Below are 25,204 nucleotides of genomic sequence, written 5' to 3' on the forward strand. Positions count from 1 at the left end.
TTCTTTGCTGGGGTACCTGGACTCGAACCAAGAACAACTGAGAGCCACCTGGCCCGTCCGGACGAAGCCCCGAATCGGTAGAGTTCCCCGTAATTTCAGGGATCTCATGGGGTCGAGTCTACCGCGGGCTACCGACAGCTACGCAGTGATTCGTGCTGATTCGCGCCACTCGGAAGGGTTTTTGGTCACCAATCTGGTCACCAGATCAGGTGCCGCGGGGTCCGGCAGAAACCGTCACAGTTCCGCCCTACCCATAGCCGATTCGGTCGGCTCAGACGGTGCGCCGGATGCCGTGTTCCAATTCCGTTCGACGGGGCTCCACAAGGCCTTGGCGTCGAGCCCGTCCAGCGCCGGGTCGACGAAGTCGGCAGCCGCAGCAACGGTGTCAGAGAACCTCTCCGGCAGACTCGCGCCCGCCTCGCCGAGCCCCTTCCGGTAGGCGACATAGGTTGAGTCTCGGAGCACTGCGAGCCCCTCGGTGGCCTGCGCTAACGGAATCAACGTGGTCCCGCGGAAAGTTGCGGTCGCCGTGAGCGCGTCACGCAGTTCCCCGCACTGGAGAGCCTGTGTGCCGGTCAAGAGATGGATGTCAGCGAAGTCACGCACGCGCGTATTCGCTCGTCCCAGTTCGATCGCGGTGACGAGTTTCTCCGCGAGCACCGTCTCGATCGGGTAGCCCAGGATGCGGATCGGCGGAGCGTCCGGCCGCAGCGACGGCAGCTCAACTGTTCGCGGGGCCGGCGTGACGGGGTCGCCGAAGTTGATGTCGAGCCGCAGCTTGACCTGCGCTGTCGCGAGCCGTGCCGTCATCGTCACCCGCACGCCGGAATACAGCGCGTCATCGCGAATCACCGCAGTGGTGACCGTGTCGGGCAGGAACTCCACGCCGTCGTCTGGGTCTTCGATCGCGGCGATGTCAGCGACGCGGCGGGCGACGGTCTTCTCGTCGGAGGCCATGTTGCGCGCGAGGGCGTCGGCGTCGACCGTGGGACGGCGGGTGCCGAACGAAGCCAGCAACATCCCGCCCTTCAGGATGAAGTCCTCGGCGTACGATGAGCGCGACATCCGCGACAGCCAGCGCTCGACGATGTACATCGTGAGCAGTTCCTGCGTGCCACGGTTCTGGCGGCGAGCCTGGTTCTGCAGGTCGAGGTATGCGCGCCCTGCGGTGCTCCCTCGCGTGGGGCGACTCATCGGGCACTCGCAACATCGAGCGCAGCACGCATCGGCCCGAACGTCCCCAGCGCCTCCGCGTACTCCAGCAGCAGTGCCGGTTTCGAGTTCGACGCCGCCAGGTATCGGTGAAGCGCGGCGTGCGCAATCGGCTCGCCAAGGCGTCTCCGAAATCTCACGAGATCCACTACCGTCCTCGCCGCGTCGTAGATGCGCACTGACTCCCCCGGCCCCGCCTCGAACGCGGTCACACCGAGTTCAAACGTGGCCTCCTCGAAGCGAAACACCATCACGGGCGGGTAAGCGATCACCGGCGCATGCGACCGCTTGGGCACAGCGATCTGCACCGACGCCGGCATCTCGTCCGTCAGGTCGTGGATCGCTGCCGCGGAGATACAGCACACGATCGCGCGAGGAGCGCGGTGCGCCACTGCGATCATGTCGGGGTACGACGCCGGGGGCGCGTCCGCTCGACGGAAGACCCCGCGCGAGAGTTCGATGATCTGCCCGCCATCTCGCCAGGCATAGAGGTCTCGCGGATGCACACCGTGCGCCCGCGAGGTCTCCGTCGTGAACGTCGACGGGAGCGACTCGTCCAACCCCTTCATGGATACAATGCTTGCACAGGCCGCTCAACTATGTGCGTTTTTTATCCATCTCGGGCCACGCGCTCTTCCTGCACTGCATCTGCACGCATCACAATAGTCGCAGCCGCAAGACCAGCCGCATGCTCCTCATCGACGAATCGTTCGGCGAGCGTCGCGCGAGCCAGGTCCGCCGGCAGGGCAACGGAAAACTTCAGCCCCTCGACAGCTTGCGGGGCGATGTAAGGGACCACACCGTCCAGAAGGACAGCACGCATGCTGTTTACATCGAAGGCAGCAGTAAAGCGCATGTACTCGTTGGTGGAGCGCGTTTCGAACTCAATGGGAAGGGCCGCCGCCAGGGTCTCATGCGCCCGGAGCCCGCCCATGCTCCAGAACGTAATCTCGTTCGCGCCCCGAGTGAGGACGGGGCCCGCACTGTCGACGCGGGATTCCCACATTTCTCTCGCTGCGATGAGGGTCCTCACGGCCCTCTCGGTGAGTTGCACCGGCGGGTCGGCACCGAGCATGACGTCACGTCGGGCGCGCACCATCTCGTAGGACTCAGGCAGCGGCTCTGACGACCAGCGCACGCGGCCGCGGTCGACCTCCGGCTCGACGTCGACGCGGTGTCGCTCCCAGTCGATCGCGACAACTCGCCAAGCATTGCCGGCAAGCAGAATCGGTTTCTCGCCGCGGATCACCGGCTGGCTGAGCGATAGGGGCGTGACGCCTCCGATCTCCTTGCGACCGTGCAACACGGCAAGTTCGAGGTCCGCGATGAACGTGCTGAGGAGGTCCATGAAGTGACGACCGCCGAAGTTCTTCTCGGCGGCGCGACCGATGAAAAGCCACCCGCCGTCCTCGACAAGAAACTCATTGCCGACGAGGTACTCAAGCACCTCCAAGCCGTCTTCCATCACCGGGCTGCCGGCCCACCACTCGTGCCAGGTCGCGCGCGCGAAGCGGCCTTCCTGCAGCGCGAGTGCGAGGAACTGCTGCGCCGCGAGATGCCGCGGCGAGGGCGGCGGTACTACTGGCTCGACGAAGCCGCCTCCCCACAGGTGCAGCAGGCCCGCAGCCCGCAGAAACGTGTCGTAATCGGTGGTGAGGAACAGCGCGTTGCGGGCCGTGCCAGGCCGACGGCCGGTGCGACCGAGGCGCTGCAAGAAGGACCCGACCGACCGCGGCGAGTCGAGTTGGATCATCCGGTCGAGGTCACCGATGTCGATGCCGAGTTCGAGCGTGGACGTCGACACGATGACGCAGTCCCGAGCCTCGGCAAAAGCTCGCTCGCTCTGGCGCCGCTCGTCGAGCGACAACGAGGAGTGCGAGATGAAGGTCGTGATGCCATGACCGCGCAGCTCGAAGGCAAGCTCCTCCGCCTGCTTCCGCGATTCGCAGAAGACGAGTCGCTTCTCACCGGCGTGGAGTTGCGAGATGACCGTGGAAGCGTTCTCCAGCGTACCGACATAGTCGAGCACGAGCTCCGGTGCAGCGGGCGGGTCACCGGCTGCAACCACCTGCGCGACAACGCCGGTAGCAACGTTGGATCCCTGATACCAGGCGAGCACATCTTCGGGGTTCCCGAGGGTGGCGGACAGGCCGACCCGCTGGATGCGGTGCTCGGCAAGTCGCTGAATGCGTTCGAGCACGGCCACCAGGTGCCACCCTCGATCACCGGCGGCGAAGGAATGGATCTCATCGGCGACGACCGAGCGCAGTCCGCGGAACAGCAGCCGGTGGTCGACCCGCCGGGAGACGAGCATCGCCTCCAAGGATTCGGGGGTGGTGAGCAGGATGTCCGGGGGTTCGCTGAGGATCGCGCGCCGCGCGCTCTCCCCGACGTCGCCGTGCCAGAGCGCCACGCGCCGTCCGAGCCATGCGGTGTACTGCTCGAGGCGCGGCAACAGGTTGTTGAGCAGTGCCTTCAGCGGCGCGACGTAGATGACGGAGAGGCCGCTCCAGCCTTCGACGACCATTCGGGTGAGGATCGGGAACGACGCGGCCTCGGTCTTGCCACCGGCGGTTGGCGCGATGAGCAGGCAGTCCGCGCCGGAGACGACGGGTTGCACGGCCGCCTTCTGCAGCGGGCGGAGATCGGGCCAGCCGAGTGTGTTCGCGACGTGATACTCCAGCGCCGGGGCGAGACCGGACGCCTCAGACATCGAGCTGGATCGCGTCGAGGCCGCCGACTGCGGCGCGTTCGTCATCGTTGAGCTCGCGCGCGGCGATACGGACCGTACCGGCCGCGTCAGGTATGAAGTCGGGGAACTGCTCGATCTTGTCAAGCAGGTCGACGAGCTTCCGCAGGAAGACCCGCGGGGCGATCCCGACTCGTCCCCCGAGCTGCCCTGCGACCCCAGCCGCGAACGCGACGAGGTAGTCGCCAGGGACGAGCGTCATGATCCGTTCTGCGGCGGGGCTGCCGGTCGCATAGATGTCGCGGATGCGTTGACCGAGCTCGATGAGACTCTCCTGCTGGAAGCCAAGCAGTCGCACCTGGGGCGCACGCGGATTGTCCCACCGCGGGTCGCCGGAGAAGTCGACCCCGATTCGGGCGGCGAGCGGAGGCAGGCGCTGGACGCCCTGGGTGCCGTCGTAGAAAGCGGGTGTGCCGGTGATGAGGACATACAGTCCCGGGAATCGCCCGGCATCGATCTCATCGAGGAGCTGGCGGAGTGCGTTCAGCGACTTCTCGCGAACATCGCTGCGGACACGTTGCAGCGTCTCGACCTCGTCGAGCACCAACACGAGCCCCTGGTAGTCGGAATCGCGGAGCACGGCGAGCAGGCCCTGTAGGAATCCGAACGCAGCGAAGTGGTCGATGTCGCCGCGGACCCCGGCGACTCGTCGCACGCTGGCGGCGACCGAGGGCTGCCCGCCGAGCCACGCGACGAGGCCGTCTGCAGTTGGGGTGTCGCCCGCGCGAACTGCGCCGTGGTACCCGCGCAACGCGGCAGCGAAGGCGGGTGCCGTGCGGCTGACGGCGGCGAGCCGCTGTTCCAGCAGTGCATCGGTACGAGTCGCGACCGCTGCGGGGTCGGCCGGATCGGCTCCGGCCGCGATGGCGTCTTCTTCGAGCACGCGGAACCAGCCGTCGATGATGTCGCGGAATGCACTCGGGCCGATTGCCTCGGTGGCAAGGCTCTCGGTGATGCGCCGGTAGACAGTCTCGAGCCGGTGCAGCGGGGTCTCGGTCTCGGAGATCTGCACCTCGGCGGTCGCGAAACCGCGCTGCTTCGCCGTTTCGGTGAGCCACCTGGCGAAGAATGTCTTGCCAGCCCCGTACTCGCCGCGGACTGCTTTGAAGACAGCCCCACCGTCGGCCGTGACATCAAGTTCAGCGAGCAGCGACTCCTGGAAGCGCTCCAGGCCGACCGCCATAACGTCGAGGCCGCGCTGGGGCACGGTCCCGCGCCGGAGGGCGTCGATGATCTCGCGGCGGCGGCGTGGACTGATGTCGACCATCACGCGCCCCCGAGTTCGAACTGCTCGCGCAGCAGCGGCACGTCGAGGAGGACGGTCACACCGTCGGCGTCACGATCAAGGACGGGGTAGCCGTCGACGTTGAGCACCCGGCGGAGCGCGGTGAGCACACCATCGAACGCATACGCCGCAACGCCGAGCTGAACGGCGAGGGTGTCGCGGTGGGCGCGCCCGCCGCCCGCAGCCAGCGTGTCGATGATGGTCCCGACGACGCTGTCCTCGACGGGGTGGCGCCCGGCGAGGTTGCGGCGACCGCGATAGATGCTGCTGGCGATGAGCTTGCCTCCGAGGCTCACCGCGGTGGGTGCAGCTTCCACGATCTCCGGCTCGGGATCGAAGAGGGTCGGCTCTGCTTGGCTCGGCGCCTTGGCGACCTTCGTCCTCGGCTTCGGCTTCGGCGCGGCCGCGACCGGTTGGGCCGGCGGCACGTCACTGCGGTTCGGCTCGTTCCACCAGGTCGGCTCTTGGGGTGGGGCCTCAAACCAACCCGACGGGTCATCGGTGCCGCGAGGCTTGAGCACGAGGATCGGGATCGTCAGCTCGGCAAGCGAGGCGCCGCCGTGATAGCCAGCCTTTTTCGAGGCATACCGGATGCCGTCTGAGACCGCGAGGATGGCCGTCCCGCCGGGCGCGAGCACGCGCGGCCCGCTCACTTCGACCTCGTCCGCCTGGACAGGGCCAGAGGTGGGAACCCTCCACCGCGCCGAGGATTCCGGCACGTTGCGGAGCTCGCTCCCCCGCTCGACGATGTGTCCGTGGTCGGAGGTGAGGATAACAATCCGTCCAGCGGTGTGAGCAGCGGCGAGCAGCGCTTCGAGGTTCGCCACGGATCGAAGCGTCCATCGCAGCGCGTCGACGTCAGCACTCGCGAGGGCGTCGTCGATGGTGTTCAACACCGCGGCCACGATCTTCCTGCTCGGATCGCTGATCGCGTCGGCAACCGCCGGAGGGAGCGCGTAGCCAGCCTCGGATCGGAGGTCATCCTTGTGGAACACGATGCCGTTCACCGCGGCGGCAAATCTTGACTTCTCGTGCTGCTGATTGCCTGCGGTGAGCTCTCCGGCGAAGAGTGAGGTGCGCGAGTACTCGGTGACCGTCGGAAGGGCAGCCAACGCTGCACCGCGGCGTCGGTCGGCGCGAACGAGTTCAGTCCACTCGGTCGCGGCCAGTTCGGCGCCGAGCTCGACCGCGGCCGGAGCGCTCATACCATCGAGGACGATGAGCAGGACGCGCTCGCGTGCGGACAGTGGCACGACGAGGTCGGCGAGCAGACGCTCGACCGGCGTCACCATATCGCCCATGACGACAGCACCGCTCAGCTTCGTGGCGGCAGCTGCGTCGGCTCGTCGGCGACGGGTCTGCACCGCGTGGGCGAGAGCCTTGTATGCGGTGGCGAGGCCGCGGTCGGAGTCGCCATCCCAGAGATCGCCAAGTGCACGCTCTGCCCAGGCGGCGTCCGAGGCGTATTCGCGGACGGCAGCATCTAGCGTGGCCGCCGTGCCTTCCTCCGAGGCCAGCCACCGGACGAGACGAGCGGCCATCCGGGCGGTCGGCAGAGAGCGGTCGAACAACGACTTAGCACCATGCGCTTCGACGGCGTCGAGTGCGGCATCAACGGCACGGGACGCGGCAGCGCTGTGGGCGGCGGCAGCAGACTCGATGGCCTCAGCGAGACGCTGCACGCGCGCGCGGAGACCGGCGGGCAGGAAGGCGGACGAGGCGGCGCCTTCACTCCACCCGAGGTCGGTGCACAGCGCTTCGGCCTGATCGAAAGCGTCCCGGGCGTGATGATCTCCGCTGGCGAGCCATCGACGGGTGATGAGCTGGGCAGCTGCGCCGAATCGTGTGGCGGCCGCTGCGCTCGGCGAAGGACCCACATAGTGTTCGGCGCGCACCCGCGCTGCAGCGGTGGTTGCGTCCGGTGCCACGCTCCCGGCGGACCACAACTCCGCCGCGACGAGGCCGACGGCGACGACGGAGATGCGCTCGGGTGCAACGGCAGCGCGCAGCGCCATGGCGAGGTGCTGGTCGATATGTACGCCGACGGCGCGAATCAAGGCGTTACGAGCTTCCGCGTCTAGCTCGGTGAGTCTGGCCCGGACTGTCAGGTCATCGAGTGGCGTGAGTGCGTCGGCGATGTCGAGGTATTCGGGCCGTTCGAGGCCGAGTAGCGCGACGAGGATCGAGCGCACCACATGGTCGGCTGACAGATTCCCACCGGGCGCAGCCGGGTAACCGCGATCATGGCGCAACGTGCCGAGTAGCCGCGGAACCCACGGCCCGAGCTCCCGCACGGGACGAGGAACACTGGTGTCTCGAGCACCGAACAAGGCCGGGACTGAACTCCACTCGTCGAGGTCGGTGAGCTTGCGATGCTCAGCGTCGAGCACGACGGCGGTGCCGAGCGCAGCCTCGTCGAGGTCGGTGAGCACCGCGACGAACTCACCGTCGGCCGCAGAGCGCATCGCGTCGAGGGCAGCGAGTCCGGAGACTCCCTCCACGATACGGACGGTCCGCCCGTCGATATCGAGCATGCTCGGACCGGACCACGACGGCTGTGCCCGGACGAGGAGAGTGCGCGCACGTCGCCGGGACGCGCCAAGCCACGCCGCGAGGTGGTCCCGCAGCGCCGCTTCCGTCGCCTTCGGTGCGGTCACGGCTCGTCGACCTGCCAGGTGATCGTGACCGTCCCGCTCTCCCCAGCCTCGGATTCGATCTCGGCTTGGAGCTGCTGCAGCACGACGTCGAGGTCAGCGACGGCGGCCCTGCGTGTGTGTGTCCTGTGTGACGAGGGGGCGGGCCGAGGCGTGGGTGCGGGCGGAGCCTGCACCACGAGCGCGCGCGCCTTCGCGGCGACGTCCTTCAATCGCGGCTCCAGCGGCATCACAGATTCATCGAGCCTGGCTGCTTCCTGAAGCGAAGCCAGTGAAGCCTCGAATCCGGCGTCGGCTCGAGACTTCGCGGCCTCGATGATGCCCCAGTCGAGTCCACCCAGCTCGCGCGCGAGTCGCTCAGCGCTGCCGTGCGCGCTGCCGTGTGGGGTGAGCACGTCGGGCAGGTCGAAGGTGGCGACGGTCTCAACGAGGGCCTTGTCCTCGCGGGCGCTGCTGATGGCGCGGACCACCTCAGCGACTCGTCGGGCTGTGGCGAGTCTGCCGGTCGGGGCGGCCGGGTCGATGCCGAGCACGGCCGCGTGTGCTTCGAGTGCGGTGAGGAGGTCGGCGACCTTGGAGTTGTTCGCCTGGCTGCGGAGTGCGCCACCCCAGCGGGCGACGGAGCGCGGGGTGAGGTTCGTCTCCGGTGGAACACCGAAGATCGCTCCCGCGCGGTCCATGGCAATATCCCAGTCACCGGCGTCGGGCAGGTTGGCGCGACGGGGGGTAGCGCCGTCCGGGATACTGCCGACCTGGGGCGCGGCGCCGCCACCCAACTCGCGATTGTCGAGCAGCGACCAGACGATGAGGATCGCATCCTGCATCGCGGTCGTCATGCCCCACGGCGCGAGCTTGGCTCGAAGGGCGCCGACAGTGCAGCCTGCACCGAGCTCGCCTTCCCAGCGGGCAAGGTTCGCGCCCCACTTGAAGTGCGCGTTATCGACGACAAGCACGTTCTCGTTGAGTACACCGAGACCGAGCGGGGTGATGATCTCGCGCGCAACGCGCTGCTCGCCGGCACTGAGGCCCTGACGACGGCCACCGCCTTCGATGGTCTGGGTCGCAAGCGTGACGGCCTCAATGAGCCGGGCCGGTCGGACCTCTTCCGTGCCGAGGTCAGGGTGCTCGGGGAACTCGTTGGTCCAGGCCGTGTCGAGCGCGTGCTTGAGGCCGGTGAGGAGGTTGCCGGTCGCGGGCGGCGGGATGGTGAGCCCGGCAGCGAGGGCGCCGAAGATCTCATTGCCAGCGAGGTCGCTGCCGACGTTCGACTCATCGGCGGCGTTCACACCATATGCCTGGCGGAGCGCGGCGGTCAGCACGTCTCGGAGGGTGCGGCGGCGCGATTCGAGCGTCTGCCGAGCGGGCCCCCGGTCAGACAGTGGCAGATGGTCGGCGTTCTGGTCGAAGCGGCTGCCGGTGAGCAGGTACTCGAGGATGACGAGGTCGCCGAGGTCTTTCTGCCGGGCGTCGGAGAGGAAGTTCGGGATCCACGCGATCGTGTTCGCCGACCGTCCGCCTTCACGCAACTTGCGGAGCCGTGCGACATCGTCGGCGGGGCTGTGATTGCCGGAGTCGTAGGGGAAATCGATGACGACGCGCCACTCGGGATCGCTGTGGACGAGGTCGCTGTCGAGCACGTCGGCGTCGTCGCGTACGTTGCCGAACTTCACGGTGACGGTGCGCTTGTGTCCCCGCCAGACGTGGTCGAGGGTGCGGCCGACGAGGTTGTCCGGCGGCAGGCCGAGCTCATCGGCGATGAGTTTGCGGACGAGCTCGCGCCGGGTCTGCTGGTTATCCTCGGTCCGCACCCGGTCGAGGATCGAGTCGTAGTCGACGCCGCTGAGGGTAGCGGTGATGATCGGGTCGGCGCCGTCGCCGATGCTGATCTCGCCGAACTCGCTCGCCCAGGCCCGCGCACGGGCGAGCACGTCTTCCGCCTCGCTCCCGGGGATGAAGGCGTCGATGGTGCCCCAGTTGAGGGCGGCGAGTTTCGCGGCTGTGAGGTTCGCCAGCGACTTCGCCTGGGGGGCCAGCGCGGCGATGAGTACGGTCTTCGCGAGTCGATCCTCGGTGACGTACGGGTGGGTGCGGGGCAAGGTGGCGAGCTGGTCCTCGGTGAGCCCATGCTTACGGAGCAGGTAGGGCTGCATCTTGGTCCGGTAGAAGCGGGCGGAGATCGCGAAGTGCTGCTTCATGTCGTCGGTGAGTGGCTGCGAGCCGCCGAGCACGACGGGCGCGTAGAGGTCGCCGACGGGGATGACGTCGCGGGCGAGCAGGCTGTCGCGGCCCTCACTGAGCAGCTCGGCCATGAGCTTGAGGGCGGTGCGCTCGCGCTGCATGAGGCTGGAGAGCGCGACCATCGTGTCGACGAGCGCGGGCGAGAACGGGTAAACGTTCGCGAATGCCTTCTCGTCGGAGTTTGCCTCATCCGAGAGCAAGTATCCCCAGGCGGCATAGTCGCGTTTCACCTCGGCGACCGCAGTCTCCAGGGTGGCGGCAGCCTCGGCCGAGACGGGGCTCAGGAGGCGCTGCTTGACGATCTTGGGCAGGTCGGCAGCCTGCAGGCGGATCTTCGAGAAGCGGTCCTCCCAATACTGGAAAAGCTGCCCCTGAGCGACGCGCTGCGCACCGGCGACGTGGGAGCCGAGGAAGTCGCTCAGCGCGCGCTGGCGGGCGAGGAAGGAGGTGATGGGGATGGGCAGATTCGCTGCGGCGTTCTCGCCGAGCTGGACAACCTTCTCGATCTCACCCTGCACCCAGCTCTGGTCGCCGAGGTGCTGGCCGAGCCAGAGCACGACTTCGTCGATGAGGAAGACGAGACCCTGGTAGCCGAGCGATTTCGCGTGCCCGGTGAGGGCGCGCAGCCCGTCCTTCATGGGGAGCCACTCGGAGGCGCGCACTGCCGCCTGGAAGTAGGCATCCCGAAGGTCGGCGACGAGGCGGTCCCTATCGGGGTGCCCGGGCGACTCGGCAGCGGCGGCCTCGAAGGCAGCGGCATTCCAGGCACCGTCGAGGTCGCCCCAGCCGCTGTCGCCACCGCCGAGCCGAGCAAAGAACGCGTCGTCACCCATTGCTTCGCGCAGCGCTCGTGCGTCGGAGATCAGCCCGTCACTCGCGTGAAGCACGGGCGCCGTGACGTCGGGGTGATGGGCGGCGACGTGGTCGAGGTATCCGCTGAAGATCGCGTCTTCGAAGGACCGTGCGCCGAGCAGGTTGTAGTCGAGCACGAGAAGCCGCTTGTCGAGCGTGCTGGTGCGCGCTGCGACGACGGCCTCCAGCCCAGGGATCTGGCGGGCGGTGACGTTGCCGGAGAGCAGCAGGTGGAGCACCGCCATGTAGTGCGACTTGCCGGAGCCGAAGGAGCCGTCGAGGAATGCGCCCTGCGATTTCTGGCCGCTCAGCGATCCGGCGACGAGGTCGAGCCCTTCGGCGACGGCCCTGGCGATGGCGTCAGTGACGACATAGTCCTTGATCGTCTGCTCATGCCGGGCGACGCCTTCGTCGAGCTTGATGACGAAGTCGGCGGCCTCGACGCGTTCGGGAATGTGGATGAGGTCGCGCAGGGGTGTGGTGAGGTCGGTCATGATGCGCTCCTCCTCCCGCGCTTGGATGCTGGTGGTCGCCAGGCGGCGACCTGGTCGCGCCCGACGCCGAGGCGTGCGAGCAGCGTCGTGGTGGCTCCGGCGATTGCGGTGGCCGGGCTGACGCCCGAACGGGCGTCGATTTCATCGTGCCATTGTTTCAGCCATGGTTCGAGCTCGAGCAGCACCCCAACAAGGGGGATGATCTGCTCGTCGGAGGCCGCGGCACGACTGAGCTCGTTGGCGAGTCGGGCGACCGCCTGGCCCCGCTCTGCGTGGTCCCAACCGGTCCAGCCATACAGCTCGGTGGTGTCTTCGCGAAGGCGCGAACCGGGGTAAGAAATGAACCGCTCCTTCGGCACGTCGAGCTTGCCGCGCGCCGTCCAGTATGAGTCCTTGAGGAAGTCACCCTTGACGTATTTCGGTGGTACCGCGATGTCGACTCGCTCGCCGCGGTCCTCGGCGCGCTGGAGCTCCCAGGTGTGCTCCCAAGCGCGGAACTTCTCGATCCCGGACGCCTTGTAGCGCAGCGCCGCGAGCCCAGGGACGGCCTCGCCTGCCAGGAGTTTGCCGACCTCGTGCGTGAGGTCGTAATCCTGGGTGCCGAGGTGGATGGTGAGCAGCTCGCGGAAGGCATCGTCGCGGCGCAGGTCGTCTGCGACCTGCGCGGCGGAACGCACGAGCGGCACGCCGCGCCCGTCCCGCCACAGCTCGGGTGCTTCCAGCCGGTCGAGCAGCGCCTGATGTGTGGCAGCGGACACCATTCGGGCCCAGCCAATCGTCTCCCACTTGCGTTTGAAATCGGGAGTCTCAAGGAGTCGCACCTGTGCGTTTGTCTCAATTTCAACGAGGCGCCGGTTGACAAGTTGCCGATATTCAGCGTCCTCGAAGTCAGGCACCTCGGTCGTGACGATTTCCGCAAATTCATCAAACCATCGCGTTGAAATCTGGCCGGACTTCACCTGGCGCGCCAGTGCGATCTCGACGGGACGCTCGCCAACACCCAGGCTGAACGTGATTTCGGCAGGGTCCAGCGGTTCCAAGTCAGTGAGCCCGTATACCCGATATGTCGCCCAGTCGAGCTCCTCCTGCACGGCGATCATCTCACGGCGGATCTCGACCCAGCGTTCCCCGGCGACCTGCAATGCCGTACCCAGACGTTCGCTGGATCCCAACGCATGTTTGAGCAAGAGGGCGGACTCATTCGCGAGTTGATCGAGACGTTGGGCATACGCGCCAAGACTGGCATCGGGCAACGGAAAGTGCTCAAGTTTCGTTGCTGTGAACTCGTAGAAGTCGCGCCACTTCTCGTCCTTACTACTGCCGCCACCCGGTCCTCCCTTGTTGTGGCTTACCTGCTTGAGCCAGAAGCAGGCGACGGAGGAGTTGAGCACGCCGAGCAGGTCGTAGTGGTCGTCCTCGGTCGCACCCTCGGGCAGCTTGATCACCGGTGCGGACTTGTTAAGAACTGCTTGCTGATGAGTCAAGACGAAGTGATTGTGCGTTGCCACGAATGCGAGAGCAATGAGCCGGGTCGAAGAAAGGCGACCCGGGTTTGCGAAGGCAAACTCGCCCCACCACTGACCGCGCATCGTAGGCGTCGCACCGAAGTAGAGCACGGCATCAAGTGAGTGTCTATACGGCCAGTAGGTGGCACTCTCACTGCGAGGCATCCCGGGCCCATATGGATTCAGTACGACGCGGTGACGCTGGATCCCCCAGTCCCGAACCGCTTCTCCTTCGACATACGGCAACGTCGGCACTGATTCCCATGCTGCAGATCCGGTCAGGGCGTCCCGGACATGGAAGTCGTCGAGACCAGTTATCGCTCCAAAGCCCATGCTTTCCACGACATTGCCGAGCTGACGGCGGTCCTCTTCCAACCGCTCCTTAAGGTCCCCGGCACCTCCACCGGAAAGTGACCAGGGGAAGGACGCGAACGTTGATCGGGGAACGTCGGAAATGGTCACATACGGCCCCTCATATCCCTGGCGGTCGACGTGATCGACGATGTCACGCCAGACAAGCCCATCAGCCGGGTCCGACGGCTGCTGCGGCTCCCCCCGGACACCAAGAACGGCCACCACTGTATCGAGTTGCGGCTTCCGCGGGCGCCCGGCAAGGATTACCGTCGGGGTGCCGTGACCGGGGATGTATGCGCCGGAAGTGTCGATAATGTGGGTGAGATCGACGTAGTCGGGCGACATCCCAGTGAAGTTCCCAGACAGGAACTGCTCGATGAGCTTCTTGCCGAACTCACGCTTCATGAACGAGTTCGAGGTGATCTGCCCCACGTATCCCGCACTACCACCGTTTGGCCGCTTCGCCAGGCGGAATAGTAGCTCCATGAACGGGACCGTAAGCGCATACTTCCGGTGACAAGTCGGGTAGAGCGCGCGGTACGTGTCGCGCAGCTTGGCGTCCGGCGGCTGGATGTACGGCGGGTTCCCGACGACGACGTGGTACTGACCCGACTTCAGGATGTCGGCGTACTCGGTGAGGTCCTCCGCGTCGTACTCGAAATACTCGTCATCCCCGAGCTCGAGGCCCGCGTTCGGGTTCACGCTGCCGAGCAACGAGTCACCGATCGCAAGGTGGTAATGGAACGCGGGAGCCTCGACGAGTGACTTGAGACCAGACGCCCTGAGCGCAGCGACCGTGAGGCGGAAGCGTGAGATCGCGATGGCGAAAGGATTGAGGTCCACGCCGTGGATCGAGTCGAGGGCCTTCTGCACCCTGGCACGCCTGTCCTCCGCAGGGGCAGCTTCCGCCCAACTGGCAACGAGCCGCTCGAAGGCCCCGAGCAGGAAATGCCCCGAACCGCAGGTTGGGTCGATGAGCTTCAGCCCCGTCAGACCGAACTCGGCGATCGCCGGGGTGAGTGTGAGATCGAGGATGAACTCCTCGACGAAGACCGGCGTCTGCAACAGCGCGTAGGTCTTCTTCGCGTATTCGGAGAGGTCCTGATAGAGGTCGCCGAGGAAGCGGGTGCCGAGCTCCGGGTCGCTGAAGTCGTGCACGAGCGCACCATCCGGCGTCGTTCGCCGGAAGAATTCGAGCAGCGCATCCGACGCGGTCGCCGAGATCGGCGCATGCCACACCGGCGAGTGATCCGGATCGACCAGCGGCTTGCCTGCAGGCAACGCCGCCAGCGTGCGGAACGCCTGGTGCAGCCAGTCGCGGCTGGTCATCGTCGGGGATGCCGCATAGAACGCGGTCTCGTTCTCGACCGCCCGCTCCAGACCGTCGCTAGGCGCGGCGATCCACGGCAGCGACACGCGGCGCCCGTCCAGTTCCGCACCGGCGAGCAGACCGTTGTCCTCCGCAAACCGGATGAAAACCGTGGCGATGATCCACGCGACGGCCGCCTGCGACACCTCACCGTCGCGCCAGTCGATCCACGCCAGACCCGTGCGCTCCTTCGCCTTCGCCCGGTCGTACTCGTCGCGCAGCCGACGACCCCAGTCGGTCGATGAGTCCTCGGCGCGGACCTTGAGATCAGCCTCGAGCGACTTGAGAACCCGCTTGAGGTCGGAGAGGAGCAGAGCGGAATCGATCACTTGGATGGGGCCTTCCGGGAAAGCATGTTGGCTGAAGTCTGTGGGCTGGTGGTTTCGACAGGCTCAACCACCGGAGTTGCGTCGAGGCTCAGCTCGAGCCAGCCGTCGGCTCCGAACGGCATCGGGGTGCCGTCGAGATCCGGCGTACTGCCGCTCAGCGGTCGCGGCAGCAGGAACCACCGCGCGGCCGGGCGAGGCGTGGCGAGGTCGGTGACGCCGGCAATGAGGTCGACGAGTCCGAAGCGAGCCAGAACGGCGGCATTGAGGAAGATCGTCGGTTCGGGACTCGCGAGCTGTTCCGCCCAGGCAGGGGTAATCGCCTCGCGGGCGAGCCGCTGCAAGTTTACCCTTCCGCGGGACTCCGCCGGCTCGCCATCCGCCTTCAGCACCGTGGGCCAGTCCACCCGCTTCGCACTCGCCGTCGCCTTCAACGCGTCGAGGGCGACGTCGGCGAGGTCAACCACCTCAAGTCCGTACTCGCGTGCGAGGCGTGCCGCCGGCGCGGTGATGCCCTGGTTCCTCGGCACCACGAGCGTCAGCGCCGCTCGGTCGCGGATCGACCCGGTGAGCTTCGCTGCGATGGCCGGGTCCCCCGCAGAGCGGCCCCAAGTCGTCGCGGAGTTCGTGTACGTGAGCGACATCGTGTCGATCGCGCGCGTCACGTACTTGCTGACAGTCTCCTGCCACTCGAGGTGCGGCATGGCGGCCCGGACCGGGGCGTCCAGCGCAGGCCGCGCCGGGATCGATGGCACATCTGGAAACCTCGCTCGGACCCGCTGCTCGATCGTCTGCATGGCAAGCTCTCGGGTTGGCGCCCCGCGGAGTGCCATCTCGACGGCGCGAGCCGGGTCAAGGTCGGTGCGATATGCCTCGCCCATCAATGACAGGCGGCCTGTGGCAGACAGCCCCACAGCGAGCTGGACGAGTCGCGGCTCGGGGAGTCGCAGCGGCGGCGCCCCCGAGTCGAGCAGCGCCTCGCGCAGGCGCGGGCCCGACACGACGTCCTGGTCGGCGAGAACCTGATCGATGACATCGCCGAAGTGCAGCAGCGCATCCAGGTGTTCCTCCGCCTCATCGAAGGTCAGCCCCGACTCGTCCTCGGGCGCGTAGGCGATCGCGGTCTTCGACCGGTCCTTCGTCGCCTGGAAGACGAACAGCGGCTCCCGCGAGCGGCTGTCGAGTTCGAGCACTGCGCGGGTGAGCGCGATCGCCGCCTCGGTGCGCTGCGGATCATTCAGCGTCGAACCGTACTCGCGTAGCAGTCGACGGGCCAGCTCGTCGAGGGTCGCCAGGTTCCCCAACTCGCGGAGCCAGCGGGTCACATCGGCGGTGACGCCCTGCAGCGTCTGGTTCTTCCTCAGCCGCTTGTAGCGGTCCTCCGAGGTCTCTTCCGGCTTCGCAGAGATCGTCGCGATGTACTTCTCGACCGCTCGGCGCCCAGCGGCCTCGATTGGCGCATCGTGCTGAGTCGTTGTCGCGGCGAAGCGATGGCGCCATTCGCGGATGCGGCCGCTGATCTCGCGGCGGACCTGCTCGCCGAGCCCGCGGATCTGATTGATCTGCATCGGCGGGACCCCGAGCAGCTCACCGACCGTCTCCGCCTTGAGCCTCGCCAGTGCGGAAAGTGCGCGGGCACTGAGCCCCGCGTCGCGGAGCGGCGTCGACTCGGTTGCGGCGGCCGCCTTCGCGTGATTCGCCTCGACATTGATCCCTGGCTTCGCGCCGGCGAGGGCGGCGGTCCACCCCTGCCGCATCGCGTCGAGACTCGGATGTCGGTCCGCCGACTTCGGGGCCAGGGCGGTGCGGAAGAAGGAAACCAGGCCTTCGGCGATCGCCGGATCGAACATGGCCGCCTGCACGATCGGCGCGTCGCTCCCCGACGCCGGGGCATCACCCTGCTCCCACCAGATCGGGTCGGCCGTCGCCAACTCGAAGAGCGTCGCCGCGATCGCGAAGCGCTCGGCGGCGCTGTCGTATTGCGGCCGACTCGGACCGAGGTAGGGGTCGAGATATGGTCGTGAGCCGGAGCGGATGTTCGTCAACGGCTCCTCGGCGAGGGAGAAATCGAACAGCGTCAGATGCGGCTTCCGCGTGCCCGGGTCCGGCTTCACCGCGAGGTTCGACGGCTTGATATCGCGGTGAAAAACACCATTCGCCTCGAGGTGTGCGACGGCGTCGAAGAGATCGGCGGCGTAGCGCTCGAGCTGCTCGATCGTCGCCCGGCCCTCCAGTCGGATGCGGTCGGCGAGCGTCTCCAACCCGGCGTCCGACATAAGGAGTCCCTGCCGAGTGCCAACGGCGAGCGGGCCGTCGAGCCGCTTCACGATGCGCGAATGGTCGAGCCGCCCGAGAACCGCCGCTTCCACGCTCAGCCGGGAAGCGGCCGCGTCATCCTTGGCGAGCTTCAGGATGACGTGCTCGAATCCGCGATCGTAGTCCGTGACCTCCAGTGCGACACCTGTCGAGCCGGAGCCTCGCCGTTTGATGATCTCGAAACGCTCACCCACGATGTCCCCGACCGCGGCATCGAGCGGATCGACCTGAGCTACCTCCGGCTCGGCGCCGCGGACCTGTTGACGCACGCTCGTGCGGGCAGCCTCGAACTGGGAGAGGAATTCGCCAATGTCGAGTGTGCGAAGCACCTCCTGGAAGGCGGTCGCCTCCAGGATCACGTTCGCGTACTCGTCTGCAAGCTCGGGCATCACTGCGCGAGGGTCGATACCCGCCGCGTCGGAGTTGACAAGCTCTTGCAGGGCGGCGACATTTGCGGCCGGGGGCTTGCCAGTGAGGATGAGCGCAGCGAGCGCACCAACGCCGTACACGTCTAGGGTCTGGGCGGAGGCTGGCGTCGCCCCACGAAGTGTCTCCGGAGCGAGATATAGGATGGCCTCCTGCTCGACCTGACCCACCACGTCGGTGACACCGCGCGAGATCTCGGTCGAGGTCGTCGTCCCGCCATCGGGGCGGCGGGCAAGGTCCCAGTCGCGGATGCGGAGGATCGGTGCTACCCCCTCCGTCACTCTCACACGCACGCTGAGCGGCGACAGCGCGCGGTGTGTCAGTCGCTGACCGTGAGCGAACCGGACCAGCTCGGCGAGGTCCTGCACGAGGCGCTCCCGGTCCTCGAAGGTCAAACGATCCGCATTCGTCTCCAGGTATGCCGCGAGGCTCACCTCGTCGGGGTCATATGCGAAGACGAGCGCAGGACCTTCCTCTGGCGTGAGCAGCTCGGCCGGTCCGACGATGCCGGGGTGCGTCATCCCGTAGGTGAGCTGCAACTCACGCCTTGCGCGGATGTCGACCGCATGCTGGACGTCGCGGGCGGCGCCCTTCGGGTACGGGAAGAGCCGGATACGTCGCTTCACCTTCGCCTGCGGGTGCGTAACGAGGAAGTCCTGCCAACCGGGTCCCTCCCCGAGTGGTTCACCAGAGTCCAGCGGGTACTGGCCGATCATCCGCTGTCGGGGGCGCGGCATGAGGCCCGCCGCCTGCATGAGGCGGTCAATGACGGCGGCCTGGTTGCGGTCAATCGGTGTGCGCTGCGGAGCGCGAGACAGCAAGTCGGAGAGGTTCTTTCCCTGCCCGAGCCCCCGCACGTTGTAGCCGTCGAGTGCCCAGACGGACTCGGCGCCGAACCGGTCGAGTCGAACCTGCGAGTCGCGACCGTGCAACACGACCGCCTCGGTCACGAACGGGACTGCACCGTTCGGCAGGTTGGCGGTGCGAGCGAGATCCTTGAGCACGCTCGCGAGGCGCTTCGCTTTCGCGTTAGCGAGCTTCCGCGGGTTGTCATGTACCCGACCAGCGTGGTGCCATCGCGTCTGGTCGCCCGTGATCTCACCGTGCCAGCCCTTCAGCTCCACGAGCAGCAGGCCGGTCTTCGTGAGAATCAGGGCGTCGACCTCATTGAGGCGCCCATCGCCGTCGGTGAAGGTCAGATTCGTCCACGCGCGGGCGACACCGTCATCCGGCAGCAGCTCGCGCAGCTTCTCCAGCGCCTCCGCTTCCTGCGCTTGTGCAGGCTCGCCCAGTACTCGCCACAGCGGAGATTCAGCTCGCATACTCACCCGCCTTCATGTCCACACTTTCGAGAGCCTTCAACAAGCTCAAGTTCTTCCGTCGCCACCCGTTTTGCCCGCGTCAGATCTCTCCGTCTTTGCGTGCGGCGCCACCGCCCCGCACCCACTCGTCGACCTCGGACGCTTGGAACTTCCAGAGGCGGCCCACCTTGTGAGCGGGCATCCCCTTGTCGGCGATCCAGGCGTAGACCGTCTCCTTAGTGACGCCCAGGTGAGCGGCGATGTCATCGGCAGACAACCAAGGCTCGCTCACGAGGGCACCGGCTTGACGAGTTCGATCGAAGTCATACCTCAGAGCCTATCGGCGGAACCATTTTTTGACCGGTTTCTCCCGGTTTGGTCTCGCTCAACTCAGCTCAGCTCAGCTCCCACGCCGCGACTACAGTGACGGGCCGTCGCGATGTGGGGAGCGACCTCCGTTCCGTTCAAACGCCGGGGCATCGAGCCGCGTCGCCCGCATTTGCGCCGCTCTGCGGGATTCCCCGGCGGCGAGGCGCCGAGCCTCGCCTTGGCCAGCACGCTCGTGGACGAGCTTCACCGCTTCATCCGGCAGAAGTGCATCGAGTTGGGCGAGGTAGCGGCGTTCCTGCGCCGCCTGCTCGCGCAGGGCCTTCACCCGCGCGGCAACCGCGCTCGGACGCCAGTTCCCGAGGACGCGCTCGTACAGCGCCGTGTGCTCCCGCGACTGCCTCGCGATGATCTCGCTGACGATCTGGCGCGCCTGCGCGGCTTCCGCGCGTGCTTCGACGACCGCGGGCACGTGGCCGGCTTCGTGCTGGGCGACTGACTCGGACCACGCGGGCAGATTGCTCTCGCTGCCGGGGACGCTCTGCCACCGGCCGCGCACAACCCGCTCTGTCTCCGCACGCCGGGCGTCGGCGTTGTTCGCGGTGCGGGTGGCAGAGCGCTTGCGGAACCGAGACGCGCTCTCCTTGGCCCGGCGTGCCGCGATGGCGTTCCGCTGCGCAGCCAGGAACGTGGCGCCATCCGCGACTGCCTCCTGTGTCAGCGATTCCACAACGTCCGCGAGCACGGCAGCAGCCTTCGCGTCGGCGGCTTCCGCCAGTTCGCGCTGCGGCTCGTACTCGGCCTTATGTCGCTCGGACTGATCGCGCAATCTGGCGGCTGCTGACACCCAGCGCTCGCGCTCCGCGTCAGCCTTCGCGATCCGTTCGACAATCCGGTTGCGCTCCGCGCTCACGATGGACATCGGCCCGTCTGCCACGAGGTCCGCGACGGCCTCACGGGCGCGTTCGGTGGCGTCTTCCAGGCCGCGGTCTGCGCGGTCTCGGGCGAGCGCATCGACGAACTGCTGCTTCGCGTCTGCGAGATCGCTGGCGACGATGTGCAGCCTGTTCGTCTCGCGCCCGCGGGTCATGCCGACATAGACGCCTGCTGCATCAAGCGCGTCGGAGAGCAACGTGTGTGCGGCGTTCACGGTCGAGCCCTGGACGCCGTACGCGGTGACCGCGTAGGCCAGGTGCGCGTCTTCGGCCACGTACTCCGTGGGCAAGGTTACGGTGCGCTGCTGCTTATGACCGTTGCCGGTCTCGACGACGCTCAGCGCGCCGTCTTCGCCGACGTGCTGCACTGTCCAGGTCTGCCGGTTGGCAACGCCGAGCGTGGACTCGTTGCGGCGGGTCTGGATCACGTCCCCGACACCTATTGGTAGGCCGTCGCTGCCGAACACCGTCCGCGCGTCATCGACCTCTCCGCGGTCGACCCGCTCGGCACGGATGCGTTCGTTCAGCGACCGGGCCTCGTCGTTTGTCGCAGCGGTGATCGTATCCGCTGGGTGCGTCGTCCTGGCAATGTTCTCCCGCACGTCGTGGTCGGTGTCGTGCAGGACGATCAGTCCACACTCGTTCAGTCGATCGAAGATCGCGACGGGGTTGCGGGCATGCCGCAGCTCGAGCGTGAGCGCCGCATAGGCGGGGTCGGTGAAGCGGTGCAGGCTCGTCATATCGACGACTGCTGGGGTGAGCTTGGCGGCGATGTCGAGAACGCCTCCGCGACCGACCGCGGGGAGCTGCGCCCGGTCTCCGACGAGCGCGACAGTCGCCCCGGCCTCGTCCGCGACCTGCAACAGGGCGAGGGCGGAGTCTTGGTCGAGCATTCCTGCCTCGTCGACGACGATCCGCTCACCTCGCGCGAGATGCGCCTCATGCACCGGCCCCCGGTAGGTGCTTCCGGTTTCGGGATCGGCATCACCGGGCCGCAGGCGTGTCCACATACCGTCGCTGTTCCACCGGAACCCGTGTGCATAGACGAGCGCGGCCACGGAGTCGGTCGGGATGCCGAGTTCCTGCGCGGCGACGTCGGCGGCCTTCTTCGTCGGCGTGACGACCCGCATCCCGCGGCCCTCGGCTGCTGCGGCTTCGATGGCCGTCTTGAGCATCGTGGTCTTACCCGACCCCGCGGCGCCTTCGACCACGACGAGCGGGTCGGCGGATGCGACGACTGCGGCCGCTCGCTCCTGGTCGTCATCCAGGCCCGCCTGCGCCCCGAGCTCGTGGACGTCCGGGATGCGCTGGTTGGACTTCTCCGCGCGCGCGGTGACCAGGTCGCGCAGTTCCGCCTCCGCAGCGACGACGCGCAGCGATGTCAGATGCGCGACGTGCTCCGGCTTCGGCGCACCGGGTGGGAGGACGGAGAGGCAATCCGATGCCGCGAGCTGCGTCGCCAGTTGGACGAACTCTCGCAGCTCCTCGGGTGTGGCTTGCACGCCGTGCTCGGTGGTGACGCGGGTGACGTGCTCGCGCAGCGTGTGCGCCGTCCACGCCGATGCACCCGCCGCCGCACGGTCAAGTGCACGAGAGGCGACTTCCTCGATCCGCAGCTCGTCGAGCGCAACCGGTGCAGGCCTGTGCGCCCGTGGTGCATCCGGGCTGTAGCCCGCGTCTTCGAGCTCCGCACGCCAACCGGCCTCGCTGCCGAGCACCGTGGGCTTCTTCCCCGGACGCTCGTGCTCCCACGCCTTCGCTTTCAGCCGCGCCCGCACCACCGGCCCCGGTTCCTCGCCGGGATGCGCAGCTTCCCACTCGGCCTCGAAGGTGGCGAGATTGCGTTCGACCTGCGCACCGCGCTTCGACAGGGCCGCGTTAAACGGCTCCAACTCTGCGACCTCTCCCGTCACCGGGTCGAGCGTGAGACCGTGCTTGTCGAGCACGGCCGCAAGCCGCGGGTGCGCGGCGATGATCGCGGTGCCAAGGGCGCGAATCGCACCCTGCTGCTTGAACAGCGCCGCGGTGTCCAGGCCGCGCCACTTCCCCGCGGCGTAGACGCGGGTACCGATCTGGAAGTGGATGTGCCGGTGCGGGTCACCCGCACGGCTGGTCTTGTGCGTGACGGCGACGGTCTGTAACTGCTGCACCGGCACAATCTCTCGCGCGTTCCGAGGCCCGATCCGGGTGACCGAGTGCTGGGCGAGCCAGCGTCGGATCTCCGCCGCCGCATCCTGTTGCGCGACGTCGAGCACGTCGGAGACCTCCGGGTGCAAGGCAGCGGCGATGGAGAGGGACTTCGGGGCGTTGATCACCATCTCCGCGAACCGGGGCGAACCCCGCATGCCCTCGCCTGCGCCCCGCGGGGTTCCCATCGATGTGCCGATGATCGGGTCCGTCCAGTCCACCCACGCGGCGTACTGCACCGGGTCGAGCGTCCGTGCCTCGATGACCTCGCCCGCGGGGTCGGTGACAGTGAACTCCGCGAGCGCGGTGCCGCCCTCCAGGTAGTACTCGTCGGCGGTCGACCTGTCCGACTCCAGGTATCGGCGCGCGGCCGCGCCGATACCGCGGAACAGAATCACACCGCCCTTCACCCCGGGCCTCCTCACGAGTCGTCTCATGAGGGAGGTGCGCACGCCCCACCCGCGGTGGCATACGTCCATGAATGATCTGAGGAGATGCGCGTGGTGCGAGCGCCTGCGCCGGGGCGCAGACGCTCGGTCGAGACGGTTGGGGCAGAGTGGCGACGATGGTTCCTGGAGCGCCGTACATGGTCGCGGCGCGCTGGTAACGCGCGGGCGTGTCGAGCCGACCAGCGCAGCCGAGCAGCTCTACGACGACCTCAGGAACTCATCCGTTTGCGGACACGGACCGGAAGCATGACCGGACAGCGCGAAGCGGTCGTTCACAACGCCAGAACAAGCGGAAGCGACCGCTTCAGGGTCCGATGCGACGGTCCCGGCAATTTTCCGGGACCGTCAGCGAAGGGCGTGAGCGCGCCGTCCAACACGTTTATCCGCGTCGTCCACGGTGCCGCCAAATTGACGGAACCGTCCGGCCTCCCAAAGTCTGGACGGCCGAGTCCTCGTACGGTGGTGGCAAATTGACACCGCCTGCAATCCCGGGGCTCGGGCTTCGTGGTGGTGCAAGATTTGCGCCACCACGGTGGTGCCGATTCGGCACAACCGGAGGTCTTTCACCGGGGGTGCCGAATCGACACCCCCGTCACCGAGCCTCGACCCGGCACAGCCATCCCCGGCCGACCTACGGTGGTTGAGATTCCACACCGCCGCCGCACGCTCATGGACTTGTGGTGCAGGTACGTTACCTCTCCTCCCGCACAGGCGCAAGGCTTCGGTGAGAAGGTACGCGGCGCCTCCCGCCCGACCGGCGAGCCGCATGCCTCATGTCCCAAGGATCGTGTCGAGGATGTCGGCGGTGACGACGTCGACTTGCTCGGCCGTGATGACGTAGCTGTTGCGGGTGACCATCTCGTTCGCGTGCCCGAGCAGCCGTGATGCGATCGTGAGCCCCGCCGCGCGCTCCACGAGAGTCGCGGTGGTGCGCCGGTAGATGTGCGTCGAGTACTCATCCACGTCAACACCGAGACGCACGAGCTCATCACGGTTGTCGTCGATGAACGAGCGCAGTAGACGCTCGTAGTTCGACACGCTCATCGGCTTGCCGGTCTTCGTCGGGAACAGCAACGCCTCCAGCCCCTTCTCCGCAAGCGCGAGTCGGCGTCGCACCGCGTCGGCCGCAAGAGCGGGGAGGGCGACGCGACGACGTTGGCGGGTGCGCTTCGGGGCGTTCTTCCGCTGGATGCCCTGCGCCTTGTTCTGGATCACGGTGCCGTCGATCAGGATCGTCGGCGGGGCGGTGGTCATGTCCACGTCGCAGCGGCGCAGGCCGATGCACTCCCCCACGCGGGCGGAGGTGCCGAGCATGATGTCCATGCCGTCCACGAGCGCCCGCCAGTTCGGGCGCGGCCCCGTGCCCTCCGTCTCGCGCCAGTGGGTCATGAGGTCACGGATGGCCTCGATCTGCTGCGGAGTGAGCATCGCGGTCTTCTTCTCCGGCGTCGGCAGCCGTGTGACGTCGCGCACCGGGTTCGTCGGGATCGCGTCGTCGCGCACGGCGAACCCGCAGATGAGCGAGAGCACCGAGCGGGCCTTCCGCGCTGCGGACACGCCCCGGTCGGCGAGGAGGTTCTGGATGATCCGGTCGCAGCGGCCGACCGTGAGCGCCTCCAGCGTGACGCCGCCACAAAAAGGCACGAGGGTGAGACGGACGGTGGTCTCGTAGTTCTCGTACGTCGACCACGACAGGGTGCCGTTCTCGGCGCGCACTCTCACCGTCGGCAGCCATGCCTCCGCCGCCTCCTGGATGGTCGATGCGGCGGTGACGATGGCCTTCGTGTGCGTCGTCTGCGCCTTCGCGCGAGACATTAGCTCCTCGCGGGCCTCAGCTTCGGTGGTGCCTTCGGCGCGGAGTTGCACCAGCTCCCCGGAGTCGTCGCGCATCCGGGCGCGTGCCCGCCACTTCCCGTTCGCGAGCTGGGTCACCTGCACCTGGCCGACCGCGCCCGCGGCGATCTTCGGCCTAGCCATGACGCTGCTCCCGCGCCCACGCGAGCACGTCGTCGCGGTCGTACTTGACGTGTCGGCCGAGCTTCAGCCACGGCGGCCCCGACTTCGTGAGCCGCCAGCCTTCGACCGTGCGCTCGGGCACGCCCAGCAGCACGGCGACCTCGGCCTGGGTCAGGAACGCGGGCTCGACATCCATGCGTACATGAGCTTCCATGCCTGACAGGTGCGGAGCGCGTACCCACGCAAACGAGCGGGGGCGAGTGCGTACC

12 protein-coding genes are annotated in these 25,204 nt (G+C 67.4%); all 12 read right to left on the bottom strand.

Going from position 1 to position 25,204, the window contains the following annotated elements:
* Positions 1 to 234: 234 nt before the first annotated feature.
* The 12 genes from PGB26_RS11715 to PGB26_RS11770 all read right to left on the bottom strand — a co-directional run bounded on the left by PGB26_RS11715 (position 235) and on the right by PGB26_RS11770 (position 25,131).
* A complete protein-coding gene (locus PGB26_RS11715; RefSeq protein WP_271637790.1) occupies positions 235 to 1,095 on the bottom strand; it encodes a nucleotidyl transferase AbiEii/AbiGii toxin family protein in 861 nt (286 codons plus the stop codon).
* A gap of 95 nt (positions 1,096 to 1,190) precedes the next feature.
* Complete coding sequence (locus PGB26_RS11720; RefSeq protein WP_271637791.1) at positions 1,191 to 1,781, bottom strand: type IV toxin-antitoxin system AbiEi family antitoxin domain-containing protein; 591 nt, start codon at positions 1,779 to 1,781, stop codon at positions 1,191 to 1,193.
* Positions 1,782 to 1,822: 41 nt separating this feature from the next.
* Complete coding sequence (locus tag PGB26_RS11725; protein WP_271637792.1) at positions 1,823 to 3,970, bottom strand: DEAD/DEAH box helicase; 2,148 nt, start codon at positions 3,968 to 3,970, stop codon at positions 1,823 to 1,825.
* A complete protein-coding gene (gene brxD / locus PGB26_RS11730; protein WP_271637793.1) occupies positions 3,918 to 5,228 on the bottom strand; it encodes a BREX system ATP-binding protein BrxD in 1,311 nt (436 codons plus the stop codon). Before brxD ends, PGB26_RS11725 begins: the two co-directional genes overlap by 53 nt.
* Complete coding sequence (gene pglZ, locus PGB26_RS11735) at positions 5,228 to 7,903, bottom strand: BREX-2 system phosphatase PglZ (protein WP_271637795.1); 2,676 nt, start codon at positions 7,901 to 7,903, stop codon at positions 5,228 to 5,230. Before pglZ ends, brxD begins: the two co-directional genes overlap by 1 nt.
* Positions 7,900 to 11,484: a hypothetical protein gene (locus PGB26_RS11740; RefSeq protein WP_271637797.1), complete on the bottom strand. Its 3,585-nt coding sequence runs from the start codon at positions 11,482 to 11,484 to the stop codon at positions 7,900 to 7,902. The genes pglZ and PGB26_RS11740 overlap by 4 nt, the downstream gene beginning before the upstream one ends.
* Complete coding sequence (pglX, locus tag PGB26_RS11745; protein WP_271637798.1) at positions 11,481 to 15,041, bottom strand: BREX-2 system adenine-specific DNA-methyltransferase PglX; 3,561 nt, start codon at positions 15,039 to 15,041, stop codon at positions 11,481 to 11,483. The genes PGB26_RS11740 and pglX overlap by 4 nt, the downstream gene beginning before the upstream one ends.
* The gene (locus PGB26_RS11750; protein WP_271637799.1) at positions 15,038 to 19,102 is read right to left on the bottom strand and encodes a protein kinase domain-containing protein; all 4,065 of its coding nucleotides are present in this window, start codon (positions 19,100 to 19,102) and stop codon (positions 15,038 to 15,040) included. Before PGB26_RS11750 ends, pglX begins: the two co-directional genes overlap by 4 nt.
* Positions 19,103 to 19,181: 79 nt before the next feature.
* Positions 19,182 to 19,358: a helix-turn-helix domain-containing protein gene (locus tag PGB26_RS11755; protein WP_442922983.1), complete on the bottom strand. Its 177-nt coding sequence runs from the start codon at positions 19,356 to 19,358 to the stop codon at positions 19,182 to 19,184.
* Positions 19,359 to 19,499: 141 nt separating this feature from the next.
* Positions 19,500 to 22,967: a MobF family relaxase gene (gene mobF, locus PGB26_RS11760; protein ID WP_271639658.1), complete on the bottom strand. Its 3,468-nt coding sequence runs from the start codon at positions 22,965 to 22,967 to the stop codon at positions 19,500 to 19,502.
* A 783-nt stretch (positions 22,968 to 23,750) separates the two neighbouring features.
* Entirely contained in the window at positions 23,751 to 24,956 is a 1,206-nt protein-coding gene (locus PGB26_RS11765) for a tyrosine-type recombinase/integrase (protein WP_271637803.1), read from the bottom strand.
* Positions 24,949 to 25,131: a helix-turn-helix domain-containing protein gene (locus tag PGB26_RS11770; RefSeq protein WP_271637804.1), complete on the bottom strand. Its 183-nt coding sequence runs from the start codon at positions 25,129 to 25,131 to the stop codon at positions 24,949 to 24,951. Before PGB26_RS11770 ends, PGB26_RS11765 begins: the two co-directional genes overlap by 8 nt.
* Positions 25,132 to 25,204: the final 73 nt, after the last annotated feature.

The organism is Microbacterium sp. nov. GSS16 (assembly GCF_028198145.1).
Lineage (GTDB): Bacteria > Actinomycetota > Actinomycetes > Actinomycetales > Microbacteriaceae > Microbacterium.